General features: G+C 63.0%; 22 protein-coding genes. 11 read left to right on the forward strand and 11 right to left on the reverse strand.

Features of this window, described 5'->3' with window-relative positions; genetic code table 11:
* Positions 1–4: 4 nt before the first annotated feature.
* Both DCY11_RS12290 and lgt read right to left on the reverse strand, forming a co-directional pair.
* The gene (locus DCY11_RS12290) at positions 5–1,123 is read right to left on the reverse strand and encodes a class I SAM-dependent methyltransferase (RefSeq protein WP_245409363.1); all 1,119 of its coding nucleotides are present in this window, start codon (positions 1,121–1,123) and stop codon (positions 5–7) included.
* A gap of 20 nt (positions 1,124–1,143) precedes the next feature.
* Positions 1,144–1,971, reverse strand: a complete 828-nt coding sequence (gene lgt / locus DCY11_RS12295; protein ID WP_108683127.1) for a prolipoprotein diacylglyceryl transferase — start codon at positions 1,969–1,971, stop codon at positions 1,144–1,146.
* 229 nt (positions 1,972–2,200) lie between these two features.
* On the opposite strand from lgt, the gene DCY11_RS12300 reads away from it, so the two are divergent.
* The 4 genes from DCY11_RS12300 (at position 2,201) to DCY11_RS12315 (ending at position 4,877) form a co-directional block, all read left to right on the forward strand.
* Positions 2,201–2,464 carry an accessory factor UbiK family protein gene (locus DCY11_RS12300; RefSeq protein WP_069443324.1) on the forward strand — a complete coding sequence of 88 codons (264 nt, stop codon included), beginning with the start codon at positions 2,201–2,203 and terminating at the stop codon, positions 2,462–2,464.
* A gap of 192 nt (positions 2,465–2,656) precedes the next feature.
* Positions 2,657–3,154 (forward strand): YbjN domain-containing protein, encoded by a 498-nt coding sequence (locus DCY11_RS12305; RefSeq protein WP_108683128.1) that lies wholly within the window; start codon positions 2,657–2,659, stop codon positions 3,152–3,154.
* Between the two features lie 101 nt (positions 3,155–3,255).
* Positions 3,256–4,077 (forward strand): pyrroline-5-carboxylate reductase, encoded by an 822-nt coding sequence (gene proC / locus DCY11_RS12310; protein ID WP_108683129.1) that lies wholly within the window; start codon positions 3,256–3,258, stop codon positions 4,075–4,077.
* A gap of 116 nt (positions 4,078–4,193) precedes the next feature.
* Positions 4,194–4,877: a TetR/AcrR family transcriptional regulator gene (locus DCY11_RS12315; RefSeq protein WP_108683130.1), complete on the forward strand. Its 684-nt coding sequence runs from the start codon at positions 4,194–4,196 to the stop codon at positions 4,875–4,877.
* A gap of 12 nt (positions 4,878–4,889) precedes the next feature.
* Here the strand turns inward: DCY11_RS12315 and DCY11_RS12320 are convergent, their stop codons facing one another.
* The 5 genes from DCY11_RS12320 to DCY11_RS12340 form a co-directional block, all read right to left on the reverse strand.
* A complete protein-coding gene (locus DCY11_RS12320) occupies positions 4,890–5,372 on the reverse strand; it encodes a four-helix bundle copper-binding protein (RefSeq protein WP_108683131.1) in 483 nt (160 codons plus the stop codon).
* A 67-nt stretch (positions 5,373–5,439) separates the two neighbouring features.
* Positions 5,440–5,826, reverse strand: a complete 387-nt coding sequence (locus DCY11_RS12325) for a hypothetical protein (protein WP_108683132.1) — start codon at positions 5,824–5,826, stop codon at positions 5,440–5,442.
* A 22-nt stretch (positions 5,827–5,848) separates the two neighbouring features.
* Positions 5,849–7,264, reverse strand: a complete 1,416-nt coding sequence (locus DCY11_RS12330; protein ID WP_108683133.1) for an ATP-binding protein — start codon at positions 7,262–7,264, stop codon at positions 5,849–5,851.
* A complete protein-coding gene (locus tag DCY11_RS12335) occupies positions 7,264–7,995 on the reverse strand; it encodes a response regulator (RefSeq protein ID WP_108683134.1) in 732 nt (243 codons plus the stop codon). Before DCY11_RS12335 ends, DCY11_RS12330 begins: the two co-directional genes overlap by 1 nt.
* Positions 7,992–8,585 carry a MarR family winged helix-turn-helix transcriptional regulator gene (locus tag DCY11_RS12340; RefSeq protein ID WP_245409364.1) on the reverse strand — a complete coding sequence of 198 codons (594 nt, stop codon included), beginning with the start codon at positions 8,583–8,585 and terminating at the stop codon, positions 7,992–7,994. The genes DCY11_RS12335 and DCY11_RS12340 overlap by 4 nt, the downstream gene beginning before the upstream one ends.
* A gap of 285 nt (positions 8,586–8,870) precedes the next feature.
* Between DCY11_RS12340 and DCY11_RS12345 the strand changes: the two genes are divergently transcribed.
* Entirely contained in the window at positions 8,871–9,761 is an 891-nt protein-coding gene (locus DCY11_RS12345; protein WP_108683135.1) for a branched-chain amino acid aminotransferase, read from the forward strand.
* A gap of 464 nt (positions 9,762–10,225) precedes the next feature.
* Positions 10,226–10,858 (forward strand): 5,6-dimethylbenzimidazole synthase, encoded by a 633-nt coding sequence (gene bluB / locus DCY11_RS12350; RefSeq protein WP_208430538.1) that lies wholly within the window; start codon positions 10,226–10,228, stop codon positions 10,856–10,858.
* Between the two features lie 7 nt (positions 10,859–10,865).
* Here the strand turns inward: bluB and DCY11_RS12355 are convergent, their stop codons facing one another.
* Positions 10,866–11,603, reverse strand: coding sequence for a type 1 glutamine amidotransferase (locus DCY11_RS12355; RefSeq protein WP_108683137.1), 738 nt, complete (start codon positions 11,601–11,603; stop codon positions 10,866–10,868).
* A 101-nt stretch (positions 11,604–11,704) separates the two neighbouring features.
* Between DCY11_RS12355 and gcvA the strand changes: the two genes are divergently transcribed.
* The 5 genes from gcvA to DCY11_RS12380 all read left to right on the forward strand — a co-directional run bounded on the left by gcvA (position 11,705) and on the right by DCY11_RS12380 (position 14,598).
* Complete coding sequence (gcvA, locus tag DCY11_RS12360; RefSeq protein ID WP_108683138.1) at positions 11,705–12,601, forward strand: transcriptional regulator GcvA; 897 nt, start codon at positions 11,705–11,707, stop codon at positions 12,599–12,601.
* 48 nt (positions 12,602–12,649) lie between these two features.
* Positions 12,650–12,967, forward strand: coding sequence for a hypothetical protein (locus DCY11_RS12365; RefSeq protein ID WP_108683139.1), 318 nt, complete (start codon positions 12,650–12,652; stop codon positions 12,965–12,967).
* A 191-nt stretch (positions 12,968–13,158) separates the two neighbouring features.
* Entirely contained in the window at positions 13,159–13,464 is a 306-nt protein-coding gene (locus DCY11_RS15970; protein WP_245409523.1) for a DUF6516 family protein, read from the forward strand.
* On the forward strand, positions 13,461–13,916 hold the full coding sequence (locus tag DCY11_RS12375; RefSeq protein WP_208430466.1) for a transcriptional regulator: 456 nt from the start codon (positions 13,461–13,463) through the stop codon (positions 13,914–13,916). Before DCY11_RS15970 ends, DCY11_RS12375 begins: the two co-directional genes overlap by 4 nt.
* A gap of 184 nt (positions 13,917–14,100) precedes the next feature.
* Positions 14,101–14,598: a hypothetical protein gene (locus DCY11_RS12380; protein ID WP_108683140.1), complete on the forward strand. Its 498-nt coding sequence runs from the start codon at positions 14,101–14,103 to the stop codon at positions 14,596–14,598.
* A gap of 66 nt (positions 14,599–14,664) precedes the next feature.
* Here DCY11_RS12380 and moaE read toward each other — a convergent pair whose 3' ends face one another.
* The 3 genes from moaE to pgsA are packed head-to-tail and all read right to left on the reverse strand — an operon-like array spanning position 14,665 to position 16,066.
* Positions 14,665–15,135: a molybdopterin synthase catalytic subunit MoaE gene (gene moaE, locus DCY11_RS12385; protein ID WP_108683141.1), complete on the reverse strand. Its 471-nt coding sequence runs from the start codon at positions 15,133–15,135 to the stop codon at positions 14,665–14,667.
* Positions 15,136–15,153: 18 nt separating this feature from the next.
* Positions 15,154–15,408 carry a molybdopterin converting factor subunit 1 gene (moaD, locus tag DCY11_RS12390; RefSeq protein ID WP_108683142.1) on the reverse strand — a complete coding sequence of 85 codons (255 nt, stop codon included), beginning with the start codon at positions 15,406–15,408 and terminating at the stop codon, positions 15,154–15,156.
* A 13-nt stretch (positions 15,409–15,421) separates the two neighbouring features.
* A complete protein-coding gene (pgsA, locus tag DCY11_RS12395) occupies positions 15,422–16,066 on the reverse strand; it encodes a CDP-diacylglycerol--glycerol-3-phosphate 3-phosphatidyltransferase (protein ID WP_108683829.1) in 645 nt (214 codons plus the stop codon).
* Positions 16,067–16,088 lie beyond the last annotated feature (22 nt).

The raw sequence follows: 16,088 nt of genomic DNA on the forward strand, positions 1-16,088 counted from the left end.
CGTCTCATGCACTGTTTTCGAAAGCAGGGGGCGCCGGGAGGTCATTACTCGTGATCGCGAGCGCTTTGAAAAGCACGCCCATAGCCGCAGGGTCGACCAGACGCTCCGCCCCCGCCAGGAGCGCTTCACGCTGCTCCGGGGTTGCATCCCGGCACAGGCGTTCGAGCCGAGCCTCCAGGCCAAGCTCCAACAGGAGTGCGCGTTGCAGTTTGGGACCATAGGCGGCGAGCCCTGCGCCGCGCACCGCATCCTTCAATGCGCCGAAATCCACATGGGCCGTGAGGTCCACAGCGCCCGGCGCTTCGAGGGGATCGACGAATTTGTGCCGGGAGATGGCCTGGAGCGTATCGCCGCATTCGGTCGCCTCGTGGCCGTAGTCGACGATCAGCGCCGCGAGCGGGGCAACCTCGGCCTTGGCCGCAAGGGCGGCGACCACTGCGTTGGCCGCGGGCCTCACTTCGAGGATCGACCCATCCGGTAGCTGCTGCAGCTCGGCGTTGCGGCGCAGGCTCTCGACGGGGAGGGTGGGGCCGTCGCAAAACTCGAACCCGCCATTGGCGGCGATGCGTATACAGCGTTCGCGCCACTCGCCATCCCGCCAGATGAGCTGCCGGATGGGCAGGGCATCGATGAACTCGTTGGCGAGCGCGATGAGCGGGCCCGCCGGTACGGTCTCGATGGTGTCGTGCCACGAGATCTCGACGCCGGAGCCGGCGAGGGCTTCTTCCTGCGCGCGGCGGAGCGGTTGGCTGGTCTCGACGAGGGCGACATGCACGGTGTCCATGAAGCCGGGCAGGCGCCGCAGGGCGCGTAACGCGTCGGCCATCAGCGTGCCGCGTCCCGGTCCGAGTTCGGCGAGGACTACGGGGTGAGGCGAGCCCATCGATTGCCAGACGGCGTAGGCCCACAGTCCGAGCAGTTCGCCGAACAGCTGGCTGACTTCGGGGGCGGTGATGAAGTCGCCGGCAGCCCCGATCGGTTGCTTCGAGGGATAGTAGCCGGCCGTCGCGTCGGCGAGGCACACATCCATGTAGCGCTCCACGCTGATCGGACCGATCCGCGCGATCTGCGCTTTCAGGCGCACGCTGAGCAGCGTGCTCTCCATGCTGGTCGGTGTCCGCATCGGCGCCATGGTGCCGTCCGTCAGGCCGCGAGGGCCGCCTTCCGCCGGGCGCGCCAGATGAGCCAGACCCCGATGAGAAACATCGGAATCGAATAGGCCATGCCCGGTGTGAGAATTCCGATGTCGAGAGGATGTCCGGGATGCGGTTCGCGCGCGACCTCCTCGATGACGGAGCGGAATATCCCATAGAAGATGAGAAAAAGGCCGAACACGGTGCCGGGCCGGTTCAGTTCCTTATAATAGTGTGTGGCGATCCGCAGGATGATGAACAGGACGACGCCCTCGAGTGCGGCCTCGTAGAGCTGGCTCGGGTGCCGGGGCAGATCGTCCACACCGGGAAAGACCATGGCCCAGGGCACGTCGGTGGGACGGCCATAGACTTCCGAATTGATGAAGTTCGCGATGCGCCCGAAGAACAGGCCGAAGGGCGTGGCCGCCGAGGCAATGTCGCCGAGCGAGAGCGGGTTGATCCCTTGGGCCCTGGCGAAGAGATAGACGGCGGTCACGACGCCGAGCAGCCCACCATGGAAGGACATACCGCCGTTCCAGATGGCCGGAATTTGCGCCGGGTTCTGCCAAAAGAAGCTGGGCTCGTAGAACAACACAAAGCCGAGGCGTCCGCCCACCACGATGCCGAGCGTGATCCAGAGCAGGAAGTCGTCCGCCTGGCGCACCGTCATGGGTGGGTTGCCGTTCCACAGATCGGCGCGGGAGACGATCCGGCGCCCGTAGAGCCAGCCCGCGAGGATGCCCGCGAGATAGGCCAAGCCGTACCATCGGACCGAGACGGGTCCGACCGAGAAGGCCACGGGATCGACGACGGGGAAGGGGATGACGAAAAGCTGCATGGTGCCTCAGGTAGATTAGTCGTGGCGACCCTCGGCTGCAGGTCCACCCCTGTCAAGCGCGCCCTTTGCCCTCAACGATGTGCCCCCGACGATATGCCGCCGACGGAGCGCTCTCGTCCGCTTGCCTCTGTTGGCGCGCTACGCAATAGTCCGCGCAAATGACAGTTTCGCTAAGCGGGGATCCGGCTTAAGTGCGGGTCTCGCATCACATTTTCGGAGGTTGCGTGCCATGACGCAGACCAGCGGGCGCTTGTTTGACGAGTTGGGTAAGCTTCTGACCGACGCGGTCGGCGCGGCCGACGGCGTGCGGCAGGAGGTTGAGGGTGTGATGCGCGGTCAGGCCGAGCGAATCTTGAATGAACTCGATGTGGTGCAGCGTGAGGAGTTCGAGGCCGTCAAAGCCATGGCGCAGAAGGCCCGCGAAGAAAACGAGACCCTGAAAGCCCGTATCGCCGTGCTTGAGTCCAAGCTAGCTGTGGATAACCCGGGATAACGCTTGGCGGAGAGTCGAGTCGAGTCTCCGATTAATCCACAGATTTCTCGGCTCATCCACAGCAATTCGACGCTCGGCGACTCAGGTGCCGTTTTGTGCGCGGACTCGCCGGGATATAACTGATTCATCTACTGATTCGCGGTTGCTGTTTCTTGTGCGCGGACCCCCTCAACGCGGGCCGAGAGGATACGCATGGCTTCGATCGAAGCGACTTACGACCACTTCACAAATCCCGTGGACATGGTGGAGCAGATTGCCACCATCCGCGACTGGAGTTTCGAACGCAGCACCCCCGACGAGCTGTCCCTGACAGTCGCCGGGTCCTGGTGCGACTACCATGTCTCGTTGAATTGGCGAGAAGATCTGGAAGCGCTGCATCTTGCATGCGCCTTCGACTTCCGGGCGACGCACGCGAGGATCCCGGAGGTCTACCGGCTCATGGCCAATATCAATGAGCAGCTTTGGCTGGGGCACTTCGATCTGTGGCGGCAGGACGGCATGCTGCTGTACCGCAACGGATTGTTGCTGGCGGGGGCCAAGACCCATGTCGGGCAATGCGAGGGTCTGCTGACCGCGGCGCTCGAAGCCTGCGAGCGCTACTACCAGAGTTTCCAGTTCGTGCTGTGGGCTGGGAAGAGCGCCGAAGAGGCGCTCGCGGCCACGATGCTCGAGACGCAAGGCACCGCTTAGCAGGAAACAGTCAGCCACTATCGGCTTTGGGCGTGACCGGACACCGGGCGGCTGCTTAGATGGCCGGGAACGACAGGTGTTCCGATGAGGCAGGACCAAGCATGACGATTGCCTTGAACGGCCCTTTGCTCCTGGTGGGCGCGGGCAAGATGGGCGGGGCGTTGCTCGAGGGCTGGCTGGCCCGCGGCCTCGACCCCAAGACCGTCTTTATCCAGGACCCGGCGCTGCCGGAGAGCATCGGCGAATTGGTGGCCGGCCATGGGATCGTCGCAGGCGCGGCGCCGCGTCTGCCGCAACCGCCCGCCGTCATCGTCCTCGCCGTGAAGCCTGCCCTTGCCGGTGAGGTTTTGAGCGTCATCGCGCCGTCGGTCGGTGCCGAGACGGTTGTCCTGTCTATTGCGGCGGGGCGGACGCTCGAAAGTCTTGCCGATCCCCTGCCGGAGACCTGCGCCGTGGTGCGCGCCATGCCCAATACGCCGGCGGCCGTCGGCGAGGGGATCACGGTGTGCGTCGCCAATGCCCATGTGAGCGAACCCCAGAGACAGATGTGCGAGACGCTGCTCGCAGCCGTCGGCGATGTGGTGTGGGTCGACGAGGAAGCGCTGATGGATGCCGTGACGGCCGTCTCGGGCAGCGGTCCGGCCTATGTCTTCCACCTCGTCGAGTCCATGGAGCAGGCAGGGCTGGAAGCGGGGCTGCCGCCGGAGCTCGCCGCGCGGTTGGCGCGCGCGACTGTGGCGGGCGCCGGTGCGCTGCTGAAGCAGTCCGAACACGACGCCACGACGCTGCGGACCAACGTGACCTCGCCCAATGGCACGACGGCGGCGGCGCTCGAAGTGCTCATGGAAGAGGACGCGCTGAAGAAGCTTTTGGCGCGCGCGGTGGCGCAGGCTGCGAAACGGTCGCGGGAGTTGTCGTCCTGAGGCGTCTCCCGCGCGTGGTGAAACGTCGGGCCTCCCGTCTTTCGATGGCCACGAAATCGGCCTATCGTCTCTTTCAACAAGACGCCGAAACGAGTGTCCCATAGAGGAGTACGGCCATGTTCGAGGAATTCTCCAGACGGAACCGGGCGGTGATGGCGGCCATGTCGCTCGCGGCCAAGCGCGATTGGGGTGACGTCGGCCTCAACGATATCGCCAAGGAAGCAAATCTGACCATCGCGGACCTGCGCCGGGAGTTCGTCTGCAAGAACGAGATCCTGCGCGCGTTCCAAACCGAGGTCGATGCTCAGGTTCTGGCTCGGACCAAACCCGCCGGACCCGACGACACCGTTCGCGATCAGGTGTTCGAGGCTTTGATGACGCGCTTCGAGGTGATGGCGCCGCACAAAGAGGCGCTGAAGCGCATTGCGGCCTATCTGCGCTGCCGGCCGGGCGAGGCCTCGATGTTCGCGTGCTCGCGGATGGTGACGCAGTATTGGACGCTTGCGAATGCTGGCGCGAAGCTCGATGGTCCGACGGCCTTGGTGCGCATCGCCGGCCTGTCCGCCGTCTACGGCAAGGCGTTCAGCACTTGGCTCGACGACGACTCGCCGTCGCTGGACAAGACCATGGCGACGCTCGATCGCGGTCTGACGAACGGGGAGCGCGGCATGCAAAGCCTCGAGAAGGCCTGCGAGACCGTGTGCGGGCTCGTGCGCGGCTTGAAGCGGAACTTCGGAGGTAAGGGCACGCCCGACGGCAAGCCATCACCCGATTCCGGACCGGTTCCGTCCTCTGCTTAAAGGCTCCATGCGCTAGGCGGCGATCAGCTTCCTGCAGGCTTTGATGCACGCATTGCAGGCGTCACCGCAGGCCTTGCACTCTTCGTGCTTGGCCGCGTGCTTGTCGCATTCCTTCGCGCAGTCGTCGCACACATCGATGCAGACGCGGGCAAGCTCCTTGAGGCGCTTGGCGTCGGTTACAGCGTAGCGGGCGAGCGTTGCACACATCGGCAGCATCGCATTGACGCTGACGAGGCAGTCCGTGAGCGAGGTGTCGCCCGTGCCCAGCACCTTGATGCAGTGCGCAACACAGGCTTCGCCATACCCTACGCAGTCCAGAGCTAGCTTTGTCAGATCCTTGTGGTGGCTGCCGTGATGTTCATGACCGGATTCCGCCAGGGCGCTTCCGGCAAGCGGCATGGCAAGACCCGCAAGAGCGGCTCCGGCGAGAAGTTCGCGGCGGTTTGCGATGGGTGCATCGACGTCGTTGTCGTTTTCAGCTCTCGACTTTTTCATCACAGGCCTCACTCATGTCGTCGGTCCCTTGAACCGTGGCGGTGTTTGCGGTTCCTACGATACGTGGCTAGTACGGGAGTGGATCGTCGTCATCCGGACCGGAGAGGCTCTCAGGACCTTCGCCAGGGAGTTCTTCATCGATCGCATTCGGGCCTAAGGGCTCTTCCCGGTCGTCGCCCAGCGCCTCTCCTTCCTGGAATTCTTTCTCCAGTTCTGCGTCGTCTTGTGCGTTTGTGGCCGCTTTGGCCTCGGCGGCCGCTTCGTTAGCGGGGAAGATCTTGTTGCCGTCTTGGCGGTGGACGTCCGCACCACCTTCGCCGATATCGATCTGAATCTCCGAGCCCGGCATCTCGTCTTGCTGGAAGCCGTCCGGCTCCGCCTCGTTCTGGGCAAAGGCCGGGCCGGTCAACGCCAGGGCCGCGATGGCGGCAAGCCCGATAGACGCACGTTTCATGGAAGCACCTCCAAGTGAGAAATTAGACCGGGACTTTTAGCACGGCTTTCAGTCCGCCGAGAGAAGATTGATCGAGGGTGATGTCGCCACCGTGTATGCGGGTGATGTCGCGGGCGATGGCGAGCCCCAGGCCCGTCGATCCCGAATCCTGGTTGCGCGCGTGGTCGATCCGGTAGAACGGCCGGAACACGAGCTCGCGTTCGTCTTCAGGGATGCCGGGGCCGTCGTCCTCGACCTCGATGGTCAAGACACCATCCGCCTTCGCGGCCGTGATGCGCACGGTGTCCGCAAAGCGCGCGGCGTTGTTGACGAGATTCGAGACCGCGCGCTTGAAAGCGTGGCGGCGGGCGCGCACGATGAGTGGCTCGCTCTTCATGCGGACTTCCACGGTCTTACCTTCGAGATCGGCCTTGCCGCCATGAGCTTGCGAGCTGACCTCGTTCAAAACCTCGCCGATGTCCACGTAACTGATGGCTTCGCCAGAGTCGCCCTTCGCAAAGGCCATGTAGTCCTCGAGCATGGCCTGCATCTCGTCGATGTCGGCGCGCATGGCGTCGAGTTCTGATCCTTCTTCCATCACGGCGAGCTGCAGCCGGAAGCGCGTCAGGATGGTGCGTAGGTCGTGGCTGACACCGGCGAGCATGAGCGTGCGTTGCTCCACGTGACGTTCGATGCGGTCGCGCATTTCGACAAAGGCGTGGGCGGCCTGTCGGACCTCACGCGCGCCGCGCGGTTTGAAGTCCTGCGGCATGGGACGTCCCTTGCCGAAACTTTCGGCCGCATAGGCCAAGCGTAGGATCGGCCGGATCTGATTGCGCAAGAACAGAATGGCCACGGTGAGCAGGACGACGGACGTTCCCAGCATCCAGACGATGAAGATGTGGGAGTTGGACGCGTAGGTCTGGCTGCGCCGCGCCAGCACATGCATGACGGCGTCATCGAGCTTGATGCGGATGTCGACGAAGTCCGACCGGCCAACGGTGTCGATCCAGAAGGGGCGGCCGATCCGCCGCTCCAACTCATCGGACAGGGTCGTGTCCAGCAGGTCGAAGAACGGCTTCGAGCGGACTTGCGGCAGATCCTCGCCGGGGGCGAACCGCACGCGCAAGCCCAGGTTCTTCGCTGCCAGGCCCGTCAGCGTCGCCACGTTGTGCTTCTTTGGAAGCTCCTCGTACATGTCGATCAGCATGGCGATGTTCTGCACCGTGCCCGTCGACAGGCGATGGGTGACGGTTTGCCAGTGACGTTCCAGGAACACGAAGGTCAGGACCGACTGAAGCAGCACCATCGGGGCGATGATGATGATGAGGGCGCGCGCATAGAGGCCCTTCGGCATTTGCTCGCCGAAACGCGCCAGCAGCCATTTGAGCGGGCCTTGCCGTTCGGCTTTGGCGTGCTCCTCGGGGAGCGGGCGGGCGGTATCGGAGACGGCGCTCATCACTCGGAATAGAGTATGTAGCCCTTGCCGCGCACGGTCTGAAGATAGACCGGATTGGCAGGGTCGTTTTCGATCTTGCGTCTTAGTCGGTTGATCTGCACGTCCACTGCGCGTTCGCCGCCGATGTCGGCGTCCTTGTCGGACCCCTTGGCGAGTTCGTGGCGGGACACCGGCGTTCCCGGCCGCTGCGCGAAGTAGCGCAGGAGTTCGCGCTCGCGTTCGGTCAGGCGCACGGTCTCGCCGTCGCGCTGCAGCTCGCCGCGGCTGATATGGAAAATAAAGTTGCCCATGCGGATCTCACCCGACGGGGCGGCCTGGGCGCCACGCTTCAGGATGTTGCCGATGCGCAGGAGCAGTTCACGCGGGTCGAAGGGTTTTGCGAGATAGTCGTCGACGCCCGTCTCCAGACCTTGGATGCGATCCTCGGGCTCGGCGCGCGCCGTCAGCATCAGGATGGGCACCTGGTTGTCGGTCCTCAGCGACTTGGCGAAGTCGATGCCCGATTCCTTCGGCATCATGACATCGAGCACGATCAGATCGAAGGCGAGACTGCGCATCTGGGCACGGGCGCTCTCCGCATCGACGGCCATGGTCACCCGGAAGCCGCGGTCTTGGAGGTAGCGCCCCAGCAGATCCCGAATCCGGCTGTCGTCATCCACGATGAGGATGTGCTGTGCGTTGTCTTCCGGACCGGCCCCCTGTTGAGGTTTGGTGTGGATCGCTTGGGTCAACTCGGTTTGCCTTCGTCCTTGCGGTCCGCCGTGGGCGGATTGGAATGCGTCCGACTGGGATTCGTTATGGCCGACACTTTGGGCCGATCTTCGGCATTGATCATTGTTTCCAGAAAACGGCGAATTGCTGGCTCCCCCTCGGGGCCCGCAGCCTCCAGCGCCGCGCGAAGCCGCACCATCTGCGGCGCGGCCAAGCGCGCCGCGAGGGCTTTGCCGCTTTCGGTCGGGTAGAGCAGCCGCTCCCGGCGGTCCGAGGCGCCCGCCTTCTGGGTGATGTAGCCCTGATCGATCAGCTGTTTCAGCACGCGCGACAGGCTCTGCTTGGTGATGTTCAGGATATCCAGGAGGTCAGCGACGCGCAGGCCCGAGTGGCGTTTGACGAAGTGCAAGACCCGGTGATGGGCGCGGCCAAAGCCGAAATCCTTGAGAATCGCATCCGGATCGCCCGTGAAGTCGCGATAGGCGAAGAACAGGAGTTCCGCGAAGGAGTGGAGATTGTCCTCGGTCGGCCCCTCGGCCGGACGTTCCGCCGGTGCCGCCGCCACATCCTCCATCGGGGCCTTGGTCAGGGCCTCTGGTGTTTCGCTCATGGTCTCGCTGCTGGCCACAACCGCTCCGTCCGCGCGGGTGCCCGCGCGCTTGTTTCCCGCAGTTTTGCGGCCACGGGAGAGAGGTGTATTTAGGTCAGTCATGTTGACATATATTTTGGCTTGGATTATGTCAGCCATGTTGACTTAATACCCCTTGATACGCCCCGCCGCACGTGTGCGCAATTGCTCTGACACGGTATCGTATGGCTGGACTTGGGGTGGAAATTGCCCAGGGGTTAGACGCATCCGGAAAAACCGGCGCGCCCCTATTCTTGGAGGAGACCGATGCCGGGCTTTGATCAGCGTGACGGCTTGATTTGGTTCAATGGCGAGATGATCCCGTGGGATGATGCGCGGGTGCATCTGCTGACCCATGCCCTGCATTACGGCAGCGCCGTGTTCGAAGGCATGCGCGCCTATGACGGTGAGATCTTCGACCTGACCGGGCACAATCAGCGCCTACGCGAATCCGCCGAGATGCTTGATTTCGAAGTGCCGTATTCCGTCGCAGAGCTCGACAAGGCCGCGCGCGAGGTCATCGCCGCCAACAAACTCTCCAACGCCTATGTGCGCCCGCTGGCTTGGCGCGGCAGCGAGCAGATGGGCATCTCGGCCCAGAAGACGAAGATCAACGTGGCCATCGCCGCGTGGGAATGGGGCTCCTATTTCGATCCCGCCGCGATCGAGAAGGGCATGAAGCTCAAATTCGCCAAATACCGCCGGCCGGATCCGGCGACGGCGCCGGTCCACAGCAAGGCGGCGGGTCTGTACATGATCTGCACCATTGAGAAGCACCGCGCCGAGCGCGAAGGCTTCGCCGACGCGGTCATGCTCGACTGGCGTGGTTACGTGGCCGAGTGCACGGGCGCCAACATCTTCTTCGTGAAGGACGGCGTGATCTACACGCCCACCGCCGATTGCTTCCTCAACGGCATCACGCGGCGCACCGTCATGGGCCTCGCCAAGCAGCGCGGCTGGGACGTGGTCGAGAAGCACATCCTTCCCGAAGAGCTTGCGGATTTCACCGAATGCTTCGTGACGGGCACGGCCGCCGAGGTCATGCCGGTCGGTTCCATCGGCGAGTACAACTTCGTGCCCGGCGAGATCACGCGCACGCTGATGGCCGATTACGCCGCGCTCGTGCACCCCGCGAAGAGCATTGCCGCGGCAGGCTAACGGCCGCCCGCAAAGGCTCCCCAAATAGCGATCACGCTTGCTTTGTCGGTGAACCCTGCTTCGCCGGCCGGCTTCGCGCGCCGGCCGCATATCAGCAGCCCATAAAAAGAATGCGGCGATCTCCGGCCGAAACCGAGAGACCGCCGCAAGGCTGAGATGAGGAAGCGCCCAGGCTCGGGCAGGGACGCTTCTGACATTCGGGCTGGGCGGCCGAACGTCATGAGTAGGTTCTAGCGGTTTCCTATCCTTGCATGAAGTGAGTTGTTTTCAGGGAAATAGATGCATTTTGCTCAAGGACCGAAAAGCTCGATCGTACCGACCGTACCGTCAGCGCTGCCCGAAAGAACGAGCAAGCCTCGCGCGCGAGCATGGTAGGATTTGCGGCGATGAAAGCGTTTGGCGATCAATTTCAGCAGCGCAGCTCGCGTGAGCCCGAAAAGGGCGACGCCGACACGCGTGAGCCCGTGCCCCAGTTCGACGGCTCGTTCCGCGCGAAGCTCTACGATCTGTTGCGCTGGCGGCGGGACGTGCGGCACTTCAAGCGCGATCCGCTGCCCGAAGGCATGATCGACCGGCTGCTGGGGCTGGCCTGCCTCGCACCGTCCGTGGGCTTGAGCGAACCCTGGCGCTTCGTGCTGGTGGAGGATCCTGCACGCCGCGCCGCGATCCGCGCGAATTTCGAGGCCTGCAACGCCGAAGCGCTCTCCATGCAATCGCCGGACAGGGCGGCGCTCTATGCGCGGCTGAAGCTGCAAGGCATGGACGAGGCGCCGGTGCACATCGCGGTCTATGCGGATCGCGAGACGGTGCAGGGCTATGGGCTCGGCCGCATGACCATGCCCGAGACCATCGACTATTCGGTGGTGACGGCGGTGCACACGCTGTGGCTCGCCGCGCGCGCCGAAGGCATTGCCGTCGGCTGGGTGTCGATCATCGATCCGGCCGGCGTCACGGCGGCGCTCGACGTGCCGGAGGAGTGGATCTTCATCGGCTATCTCTGCGTGGGCTATCCGGAGGCGGAAGACGACACGCCGACGCTGCAGCGCTCGGGCTGGGAGCATCGCCACGGGACCGACGACGTGATCGTGCGCCGTTAGTCCGCCCTCACGCGGCGGAGTGTTCTTGGGCCTGCGCATAGGCCACGATCCGCGCCAGCCATTTCTCGTAGACCCGGTCCGTGAAGGCCGCATGCATCGCCACGCAGCGTTCGGCCAGGTCCTCGCGGATTTTCTCGATCGGCTGGATGCTCGGCGCCGTGGGCTCGATGTCGTAGCCGTAAACGTCCAGCCAGCATTCGAGCAGTTCCTCCGTCACCTCCGGATGGGCGACCGTCGCCACCGTATTGCCGAACGCATAGGCCTGCTCGGCACAGAACGGGCTCGAATAGAGCGGCGCCGCACCGGCCGGCAGGGTGAAGGCCTCGTGGTGCCAGATGAGAATCTCGACCGGATCGGGCGTCTCGGCGAGCCACTCCCGCGCCACGGGGTTGTCGCACTTCGTCACCTGCCACCAGCCGATCTCCTTGTCCGGCATGGGCGCCACGGCGCCGCCCAGCGCCTTGGCGATGAGCTGGCTGCCCATGCAATGGCCCAGCATGGGCACGTCCTGGGCCGCGGCCTTGCGGATCAGCGCCATCTCGTCGAGCTGCCAGGGGAATTCGTCGTTGACGCTCATGGTGCCGCCGAGAAAAGCGAGTCCCGCCACGTCGTCGACCGTTTGTGGCACGGGATCGCCCTGGTCGATCCGCACCAATTCCCAGGGAATCGTCTGGGCCTCGAGAAACTGCGTGAGACGGCCGGGATTGATCCAGTCCTCGTGGCGGAAAATGCGGATGGGCTTCATGGGGCGCGCCTTGGCGGTTGGTGAAATCTTCTCATGAACTTACAATCGGAAAAGCGGCTGAAAAGCGATATGTTTTCATCAGGTGTTGAGAAGAATTCATCATGACCGCGCACGTTCCGATCCCGACCATGGCGGGCCTTCGAGCCTTCGAAGCCGTGGCGCGCCTCAGGAGCTTCCGCAAGGCGGCGGCGGAGCTGTCGGTGACCACGTCGGCGGTGAGCCATCAGGTCCGCGGCCTGGAAGAGGCGTTGCGCATTCGGCTGTTCGAGCGCGGGTCCCATGGCGTGACGGTCACCGGCGCCGGGCAGCGATTTCTGCCGGAGGTTCAGGCGGCGATGGACCGGCTCTCGCTCGCCATTGCCGATCTGCATGAGCGCAAGCCCAACGCGCCGCTGACGATCAGTATGCTGCCGACATTCGCGGTGCGATGGATGATCCCGCGCGTCGCCGATCTCAAACGCAAGCATCCCGAGATCGAGGTGCGGCTCGACGCGAGCATGGAGGCGGCGAGCTTCACGGGATCGGACGTGGATTTGGCCATTCGTTACGGGCAGGGGAATTGGCCGGGGCTTCATTGCGAACCGCTGATCGCCGAGCGCTTGATTCCGGTTTGCAGCCCCGCGCTGTTGGAGGGGCCACGCCCGCTGAAAGAGCCGGCCGATCTCGCCCATCATGTTCTGTTGCGCAACGACGCCCATCCGGAAGACTGGCCGCTTTGGCTGAAGGCCGCGCGGCTCAAGGGGATCGATATCGATCGCGGTCCGAGCTTCGGCTATTCGGAGCTTCTGCTGCGCGCCGCTTCGGAAGGCCTCGGCGTCGCCGTCGCGCGGCAGCACCTGGTGAAGGCGGAGCTCGAGGCCGGCAGCCTCGTCGCGCCGTTCGACATCACGCATGAGGTGGGCATCCGCTACTGGCTGGTCTGTCCGCCGCGCGCGCTGGACGATCCGCGCGTCGCGACCTTTCGCAAATGGCTACTGGCCGAGGCGGGGCTGAACTAAAGAGACCGATCGGGTAGCATCGTCGCCGATACTGCGAGAGGAGCGATCATGGCTTATGCGCGCATCGCACTCGGAATTGTAGGGCTTCTGCTTTCGGTGGGGACCCTCGCGCCGGCAAGCACGGCGGACGTCTCCAAGTTCACGCCGATGCCGACGTCGATGGTCGTCCCCGTCAAAGCCGCGAAGGCTGCGCCGGTCTGCCAGAGGATCGTGCGTTGCGCCGGCTGCCGCCCGGTCTATCGCTGCCAGGTCTGCCGCAAGCGGCCCATCTGCACCCACGGCGTCTGCATCTACCGCACCGTCTGCGGCTGGGGCCCCGCGCTCCCGTCGCTGCCCAAAGGCGCGCGGGTCGTTAGGGTACGGTGACGAAGGCCTGTGGGCCTTGTTCTGGGCACTTAAGCCGTATATCATCCCGCATCATTCTTTCATTCCATTGATTTTAAAGCGAAAAATTGGCTTTAGCCTTGACAAAACTATCAGCTGTTGATAAGTCTAAGTCCGCAGACAAGGACCATACCCTTGATCGTCTCCTTGATTTGGATGGAGAGATCATGGAAATGGGGCGCGGTTATTGGGTGGAGATTCACGCAAAGATTGTGGGGCCGACCGAGGCTAAGCCACATGGCATCGACTACGGCCTTTGTCTGTTGGATCCCAAGGGAAATCGCTTAGTGTGCTTTGACAACGCGCATCCAGTCAAAACCGGGCGATCTCCCTCTAAGAAGAAAAGCCCTACGAACGATCACAGGCACGACGAAAGGGGAAACGTAAAGCCATACGCATACACTGACGCAGGAACGCTCGTGGAGGACTTTTGGGCAGAGGTAGACAGGGTTTTGAAAGACGAAGGTATTTCACCATGAGCAAACGCGCAAAGATTCTACGGATTGGGATTGCATCACGCGAGCAGATGAAGGCGCGAACGATTGCCATTGCACGCGGCGAACATAAACCAGGGCCGAACGAGCCTAAGGTATGGTTTACATCCATGGAGTCCTTGGCTCAGGTTCTCTCTTCTAAGAATACACTTCTTTTAGAATTAATCCGTCGCGCTAGTCCCGCCTCTATTAGAGAGTTGGCGCAGCTGTCCGGTCGCAAAGAAAGCAATCTATCCAGAACGCTTAAGACAATGCAGCGATACAAATTAGTCCAGCTTGAAACGCTAGCGCGGGCTGTTGTGCCGAAAGTGCCATATGACAGGCTAGTTCTGGAGCAGGAACTAGGGGCCAGCAATTCGGCTATTCCTATATCCTTTCAAGCAGCGCAAAACGCGCGACGTAGACAGGAAAAACTCACCGAAAACCCGGCGTTTTAGCCGGGTTTTCAAGTTACTGTCGACGACGCATCTTCTCGTCTCTGTTTGGTTGGTAGTTCGGCAACGCCTCCTCCACGCGGCCAGGTCGGTGTAGTATGGCCCCGGCGCTGAGGGTGCGTTTAGAGCTTGGTTTCGCGTCTTCCAAGCCTTCGTTTCCGACCTCGTATTAATCCTTGCATTGCCTATGAAGTCTTCAGCAGAACCGGCAAAGATTTTCGTTCAAGCGAATGCATTCTACTTCGCCAACGTTCGCTTGCGCGGCAACGATATGCCACCTGCACACATCAAGGTGTTCGCAGGGCCATCGCTTGTGCTCTCAGCATTCGCGTCGGAACTCTATTTCAAGTGTCTTCAGTGCATTGAACGTGGCAGGTACGACAAGGGCCACAACCTCAAAAATCTGTTCCGCAGTCTTTCGCCAGCAACACGAAAACGGATCAAGGAAAAATGGGACGCGGACATAGACCGGAATGCCGGAGCCCGCGAATTGATTGAGAAACAATTTGGTGAGCGCATACCAGCGGATCTGGATTGGGCGCTCACTGCAGGCGCTCGCGGATTTGAGGAATTGCGCTATTCGTTTGATCCTGAGAATGCCAACAGCAAATTCTTTCTCACTGAGCTACCTCGTATGTTGCGAGAGGTAATCATTGAGATGAAGCCTGAATGGAGTCCGCAGTAGTCTTATTCAGCCCAACTGAACTAGGAATACCGCTCCCGGGAAGGCGGGGTGACATGCGAGGGCGCTCTACTCCTCGCGCCACTTCGCGGCGGCTTGGTCGTCCGTCGCTTTCGCCTCCACCCAGCGCTCGCCTTCCGGGCCCGTCTCGCGTTTCCAGAACGGGGCGGAGGTCTTGAGATAGTCCATGAGGAAGCGCGCCGCTTCGAAGGCGGCTTCGCGATGGGCCGAGGCGGTGATGACGAGCACGATATTGTCGCCGGGGAGGAGCGTGCCGACGCGGTGTACGATCAGCGATGCCTGCAGCGGCCAGCGCGATCTCGTTTCTTCCTCGATGCGCGCGAGTTCCTTCTCGGTCATGCCCGGATAGTGTTCCAGCGTCATGGACGTGACTTCGCTGGCGTTGTCGCCATCAGACTCGCGAAGCGCGTCGCGCACGGTGCCGGTGAAGGTGACGATGGCGCCGATGTCGGTGCGACCGGCACGTAAAGCGTCGATCTCTTCACCGATATTGAAGTCGCCCTCTTGGACGCGGATCACGGCACGCCTCCTTGCCGCCTAGCCACCCGTGACGGGCGGGAAGAAGGCGATCTCGCGTGCCCCGGCGATGGAGGCATCGGCGCGCGCATGGGTCTGGTCGACGGCGGCGCGGATCGTCTCTTCTTGTGCGAAGGCGTTCTCGAATTCGGGACCGCGCGTCTTCAGCCAGGCGATGACGTCGGCGACCGTGCCGATGCCGCCCGGCAACTCCACGTCTTCGGACGCGATGCCGGTCTTTTCCTTCACCCAGGCAAAGTAGAGGAGGCGTGTCATTGTTCAGTTGTGCCTATTTCTCGTCGGGCATGAGATGGCGCAGCGTGGCGCGCAAATAGTCGTAGCCCGTGTAAAGCGTGAGGATCGCGGCGATCCAAAGAAGCGTCAGGCCGAAATTGGTCGTGTAGGACCAGACCTTGTCGCCGGCGGGGCCGGCCAGCAGGAAGCCGATCGCGACCATCTGCACCACGGTTTTCCACTTGGCGAGATTGGTGACGGGGACGCTGACGCTGAGGCCCCCGAGGAATTCGCGCAGGCCCGAGACCAGGATCTCGCGGGAGAGGATGATGACGCCGGCCCAGAGCGACCAGCCGGCGATCGTCCCGTTCGCGGCCAGCATCAGGAGGGCTGCGGCGACGATCAGCTTGTCGGCGATGGGGTCCAGCATCTGGCCGAGCTTGCTTTGCTGCTGCCAGGCGCGGGCGAGATAGCCGTCGAGGAAATCGCTGACGCCCGCGGCGATGAAGATCCACATGGCGAGCCAGCGGCCCCAATCGGCCTCGATGAAGAAGCAGGCGACCATGGCCGGAACGGCGACGATGCGCCCATAGGTCAGGATATTCGGCAGGCTGCTGTAATGCCGCCGATCCGCGTTGTGCCCGCGGTCCGCATCGTGCCTGCCTGGCACGCCCCGTCCCGCCAATCCTTGTTCCGACATGTCGTAATCGCTCAACTGAAGT

Origin of the sequence: Methyloceanibacter sp. wino2 (assembly GCF_003071365.1) — a bacterium.
In the GTDB taxonomy this organism is placed as follows: domain Bacteria; phylum Pseudomonadota; class Alphaproteobacteria; order Rhizobiales; family Methyloligellaceae; genus Methyloceanibacter.

Coding starts and splice junctions, on each gene's coding strand:
- DCY11_RS15970 (WP_245409523.1), top strand. CDS start 13,159: ATGGGGCGCGGTTATTGGGTGGAGATTCACGCAAAGATTGTGGGGCCG.
- DCY11_RS12330 (WP_108683133.1), bottom strand. CDS start 7,264: ATGAGCGCCGTCTCCGATACCGCCCGCCCGCTCCCCGAGGAGCACGCC.
- DCY11_RS12340 (WP_245409364.1), bottom strand. CDS start 8,585: ATGAGCGAAACACCAGAGGCCCTGACCAAGGCCCCGATGGAGGATGTG.
- gcvA (WP_108683138.1), top strand. CDS start 11,705: ATGACCGCGCACGTTCCGATCCCGACCATGGCGGGCCTTCGAGCCTTC.
- DCY11_RS12355 (WP_108683137.1), bottom strand. CDS start 11,603: ATGAAGCCCATCCGCATTTTCCGCCACGAGGACTGGATCAATCCCGGC.
- DCY11_RS12345 (WP_108683135.1), top strand. CDS start 8,871: ATGCCGGGCTTTGATCAGCGTGACGGCTTGATTTGGTTCAATGGCGAG.
- DCY11_RS12305 (WP_108683128.1), top strand. CDS start 2,657: ATGGCTTCGATCGAAGCGACTTACGACCACTTCACAAATCCCGTGGAC.
- pgsA (WP_108683829.1), bottom strand. CDS start 16,066: ATGTCGGAACAAGGATTGGCGGGACGGGGCGTGCCAGGCAGGCACGAT.
- DCY11_RS12315 (WP_108683130.1), top strand. CDS start 4,194: ATGTTCGAGGAATTCTCCAGACGGAACCGGGCGGTGATGGCGGCCATG.
- proC (WP_108683129.1), top strand. CDS start 3,256: ATGACGATTGCCTTGAACGGCCCTTTGCTCCTGGTGGGCGCGGGCAAG.
- DCY11_RS12380 (WP_108683140.1), top strand. CDS start 14,101: ATGAAGTCTTCAGCAGAACCGGCAAAGATTTTCGTTCAAGCGAATGCA.
- DCY11_RS12290 (WP_245409363.1), bottom strand. CDS start 1,123: ATGCGGACACCGACCAGCATGGAGAGCACGCTGCTCAGCGTGCGCCTG.
- DCY11_RS12325 (WP_108683132.1), bottom strand. CDS start 5,826: ATGAAACGTGCGTCTATCGGGCTTGCCGCCATCGCGGCCCTGGCGTTG.
- DCY11_RS12300 (WP_069443324.1), top strand. CDS start 2,201: ATGACGCAGACCAGCGGGCGCTTGTTTGACGAGTTGGGTAAGCTTCTG.
- DCY11_RS12375 (WP_208430466.1), top strand. CDS start 13,461: ATGAGCAAACGCGCAAAGATTCTACGGATTGGGATTGCATCACGCGAG.
- moaD (WP_108683142.1), bottom strand. CDS start 15,408: ATGACACGCCTCCTCTACTTTGCCTGGGTGAAGGAAAAGACCGGCATC.
- DCY11_RS12320 (WP_108683131.1), bottom strand. CDS start 5,372: ATGAAAAAGTCGAGAGCTGAAAACGACAACGACGTCGATGCACCCATC.
- DCY11_RS12365 (WP_108683139.1), top strand. CDS start 12,650: ATGGCTTATGCGCGCATCGCACTCGGAATTGTAGGGCTTCTGCTTTCG.
- lgt (WP_108683127.1), bottom strand. CDS start 1,971: ATGCAGCTTTTCGTCATCCCCTTCCCCGTCGTCGATCCCGTGGCCTTC.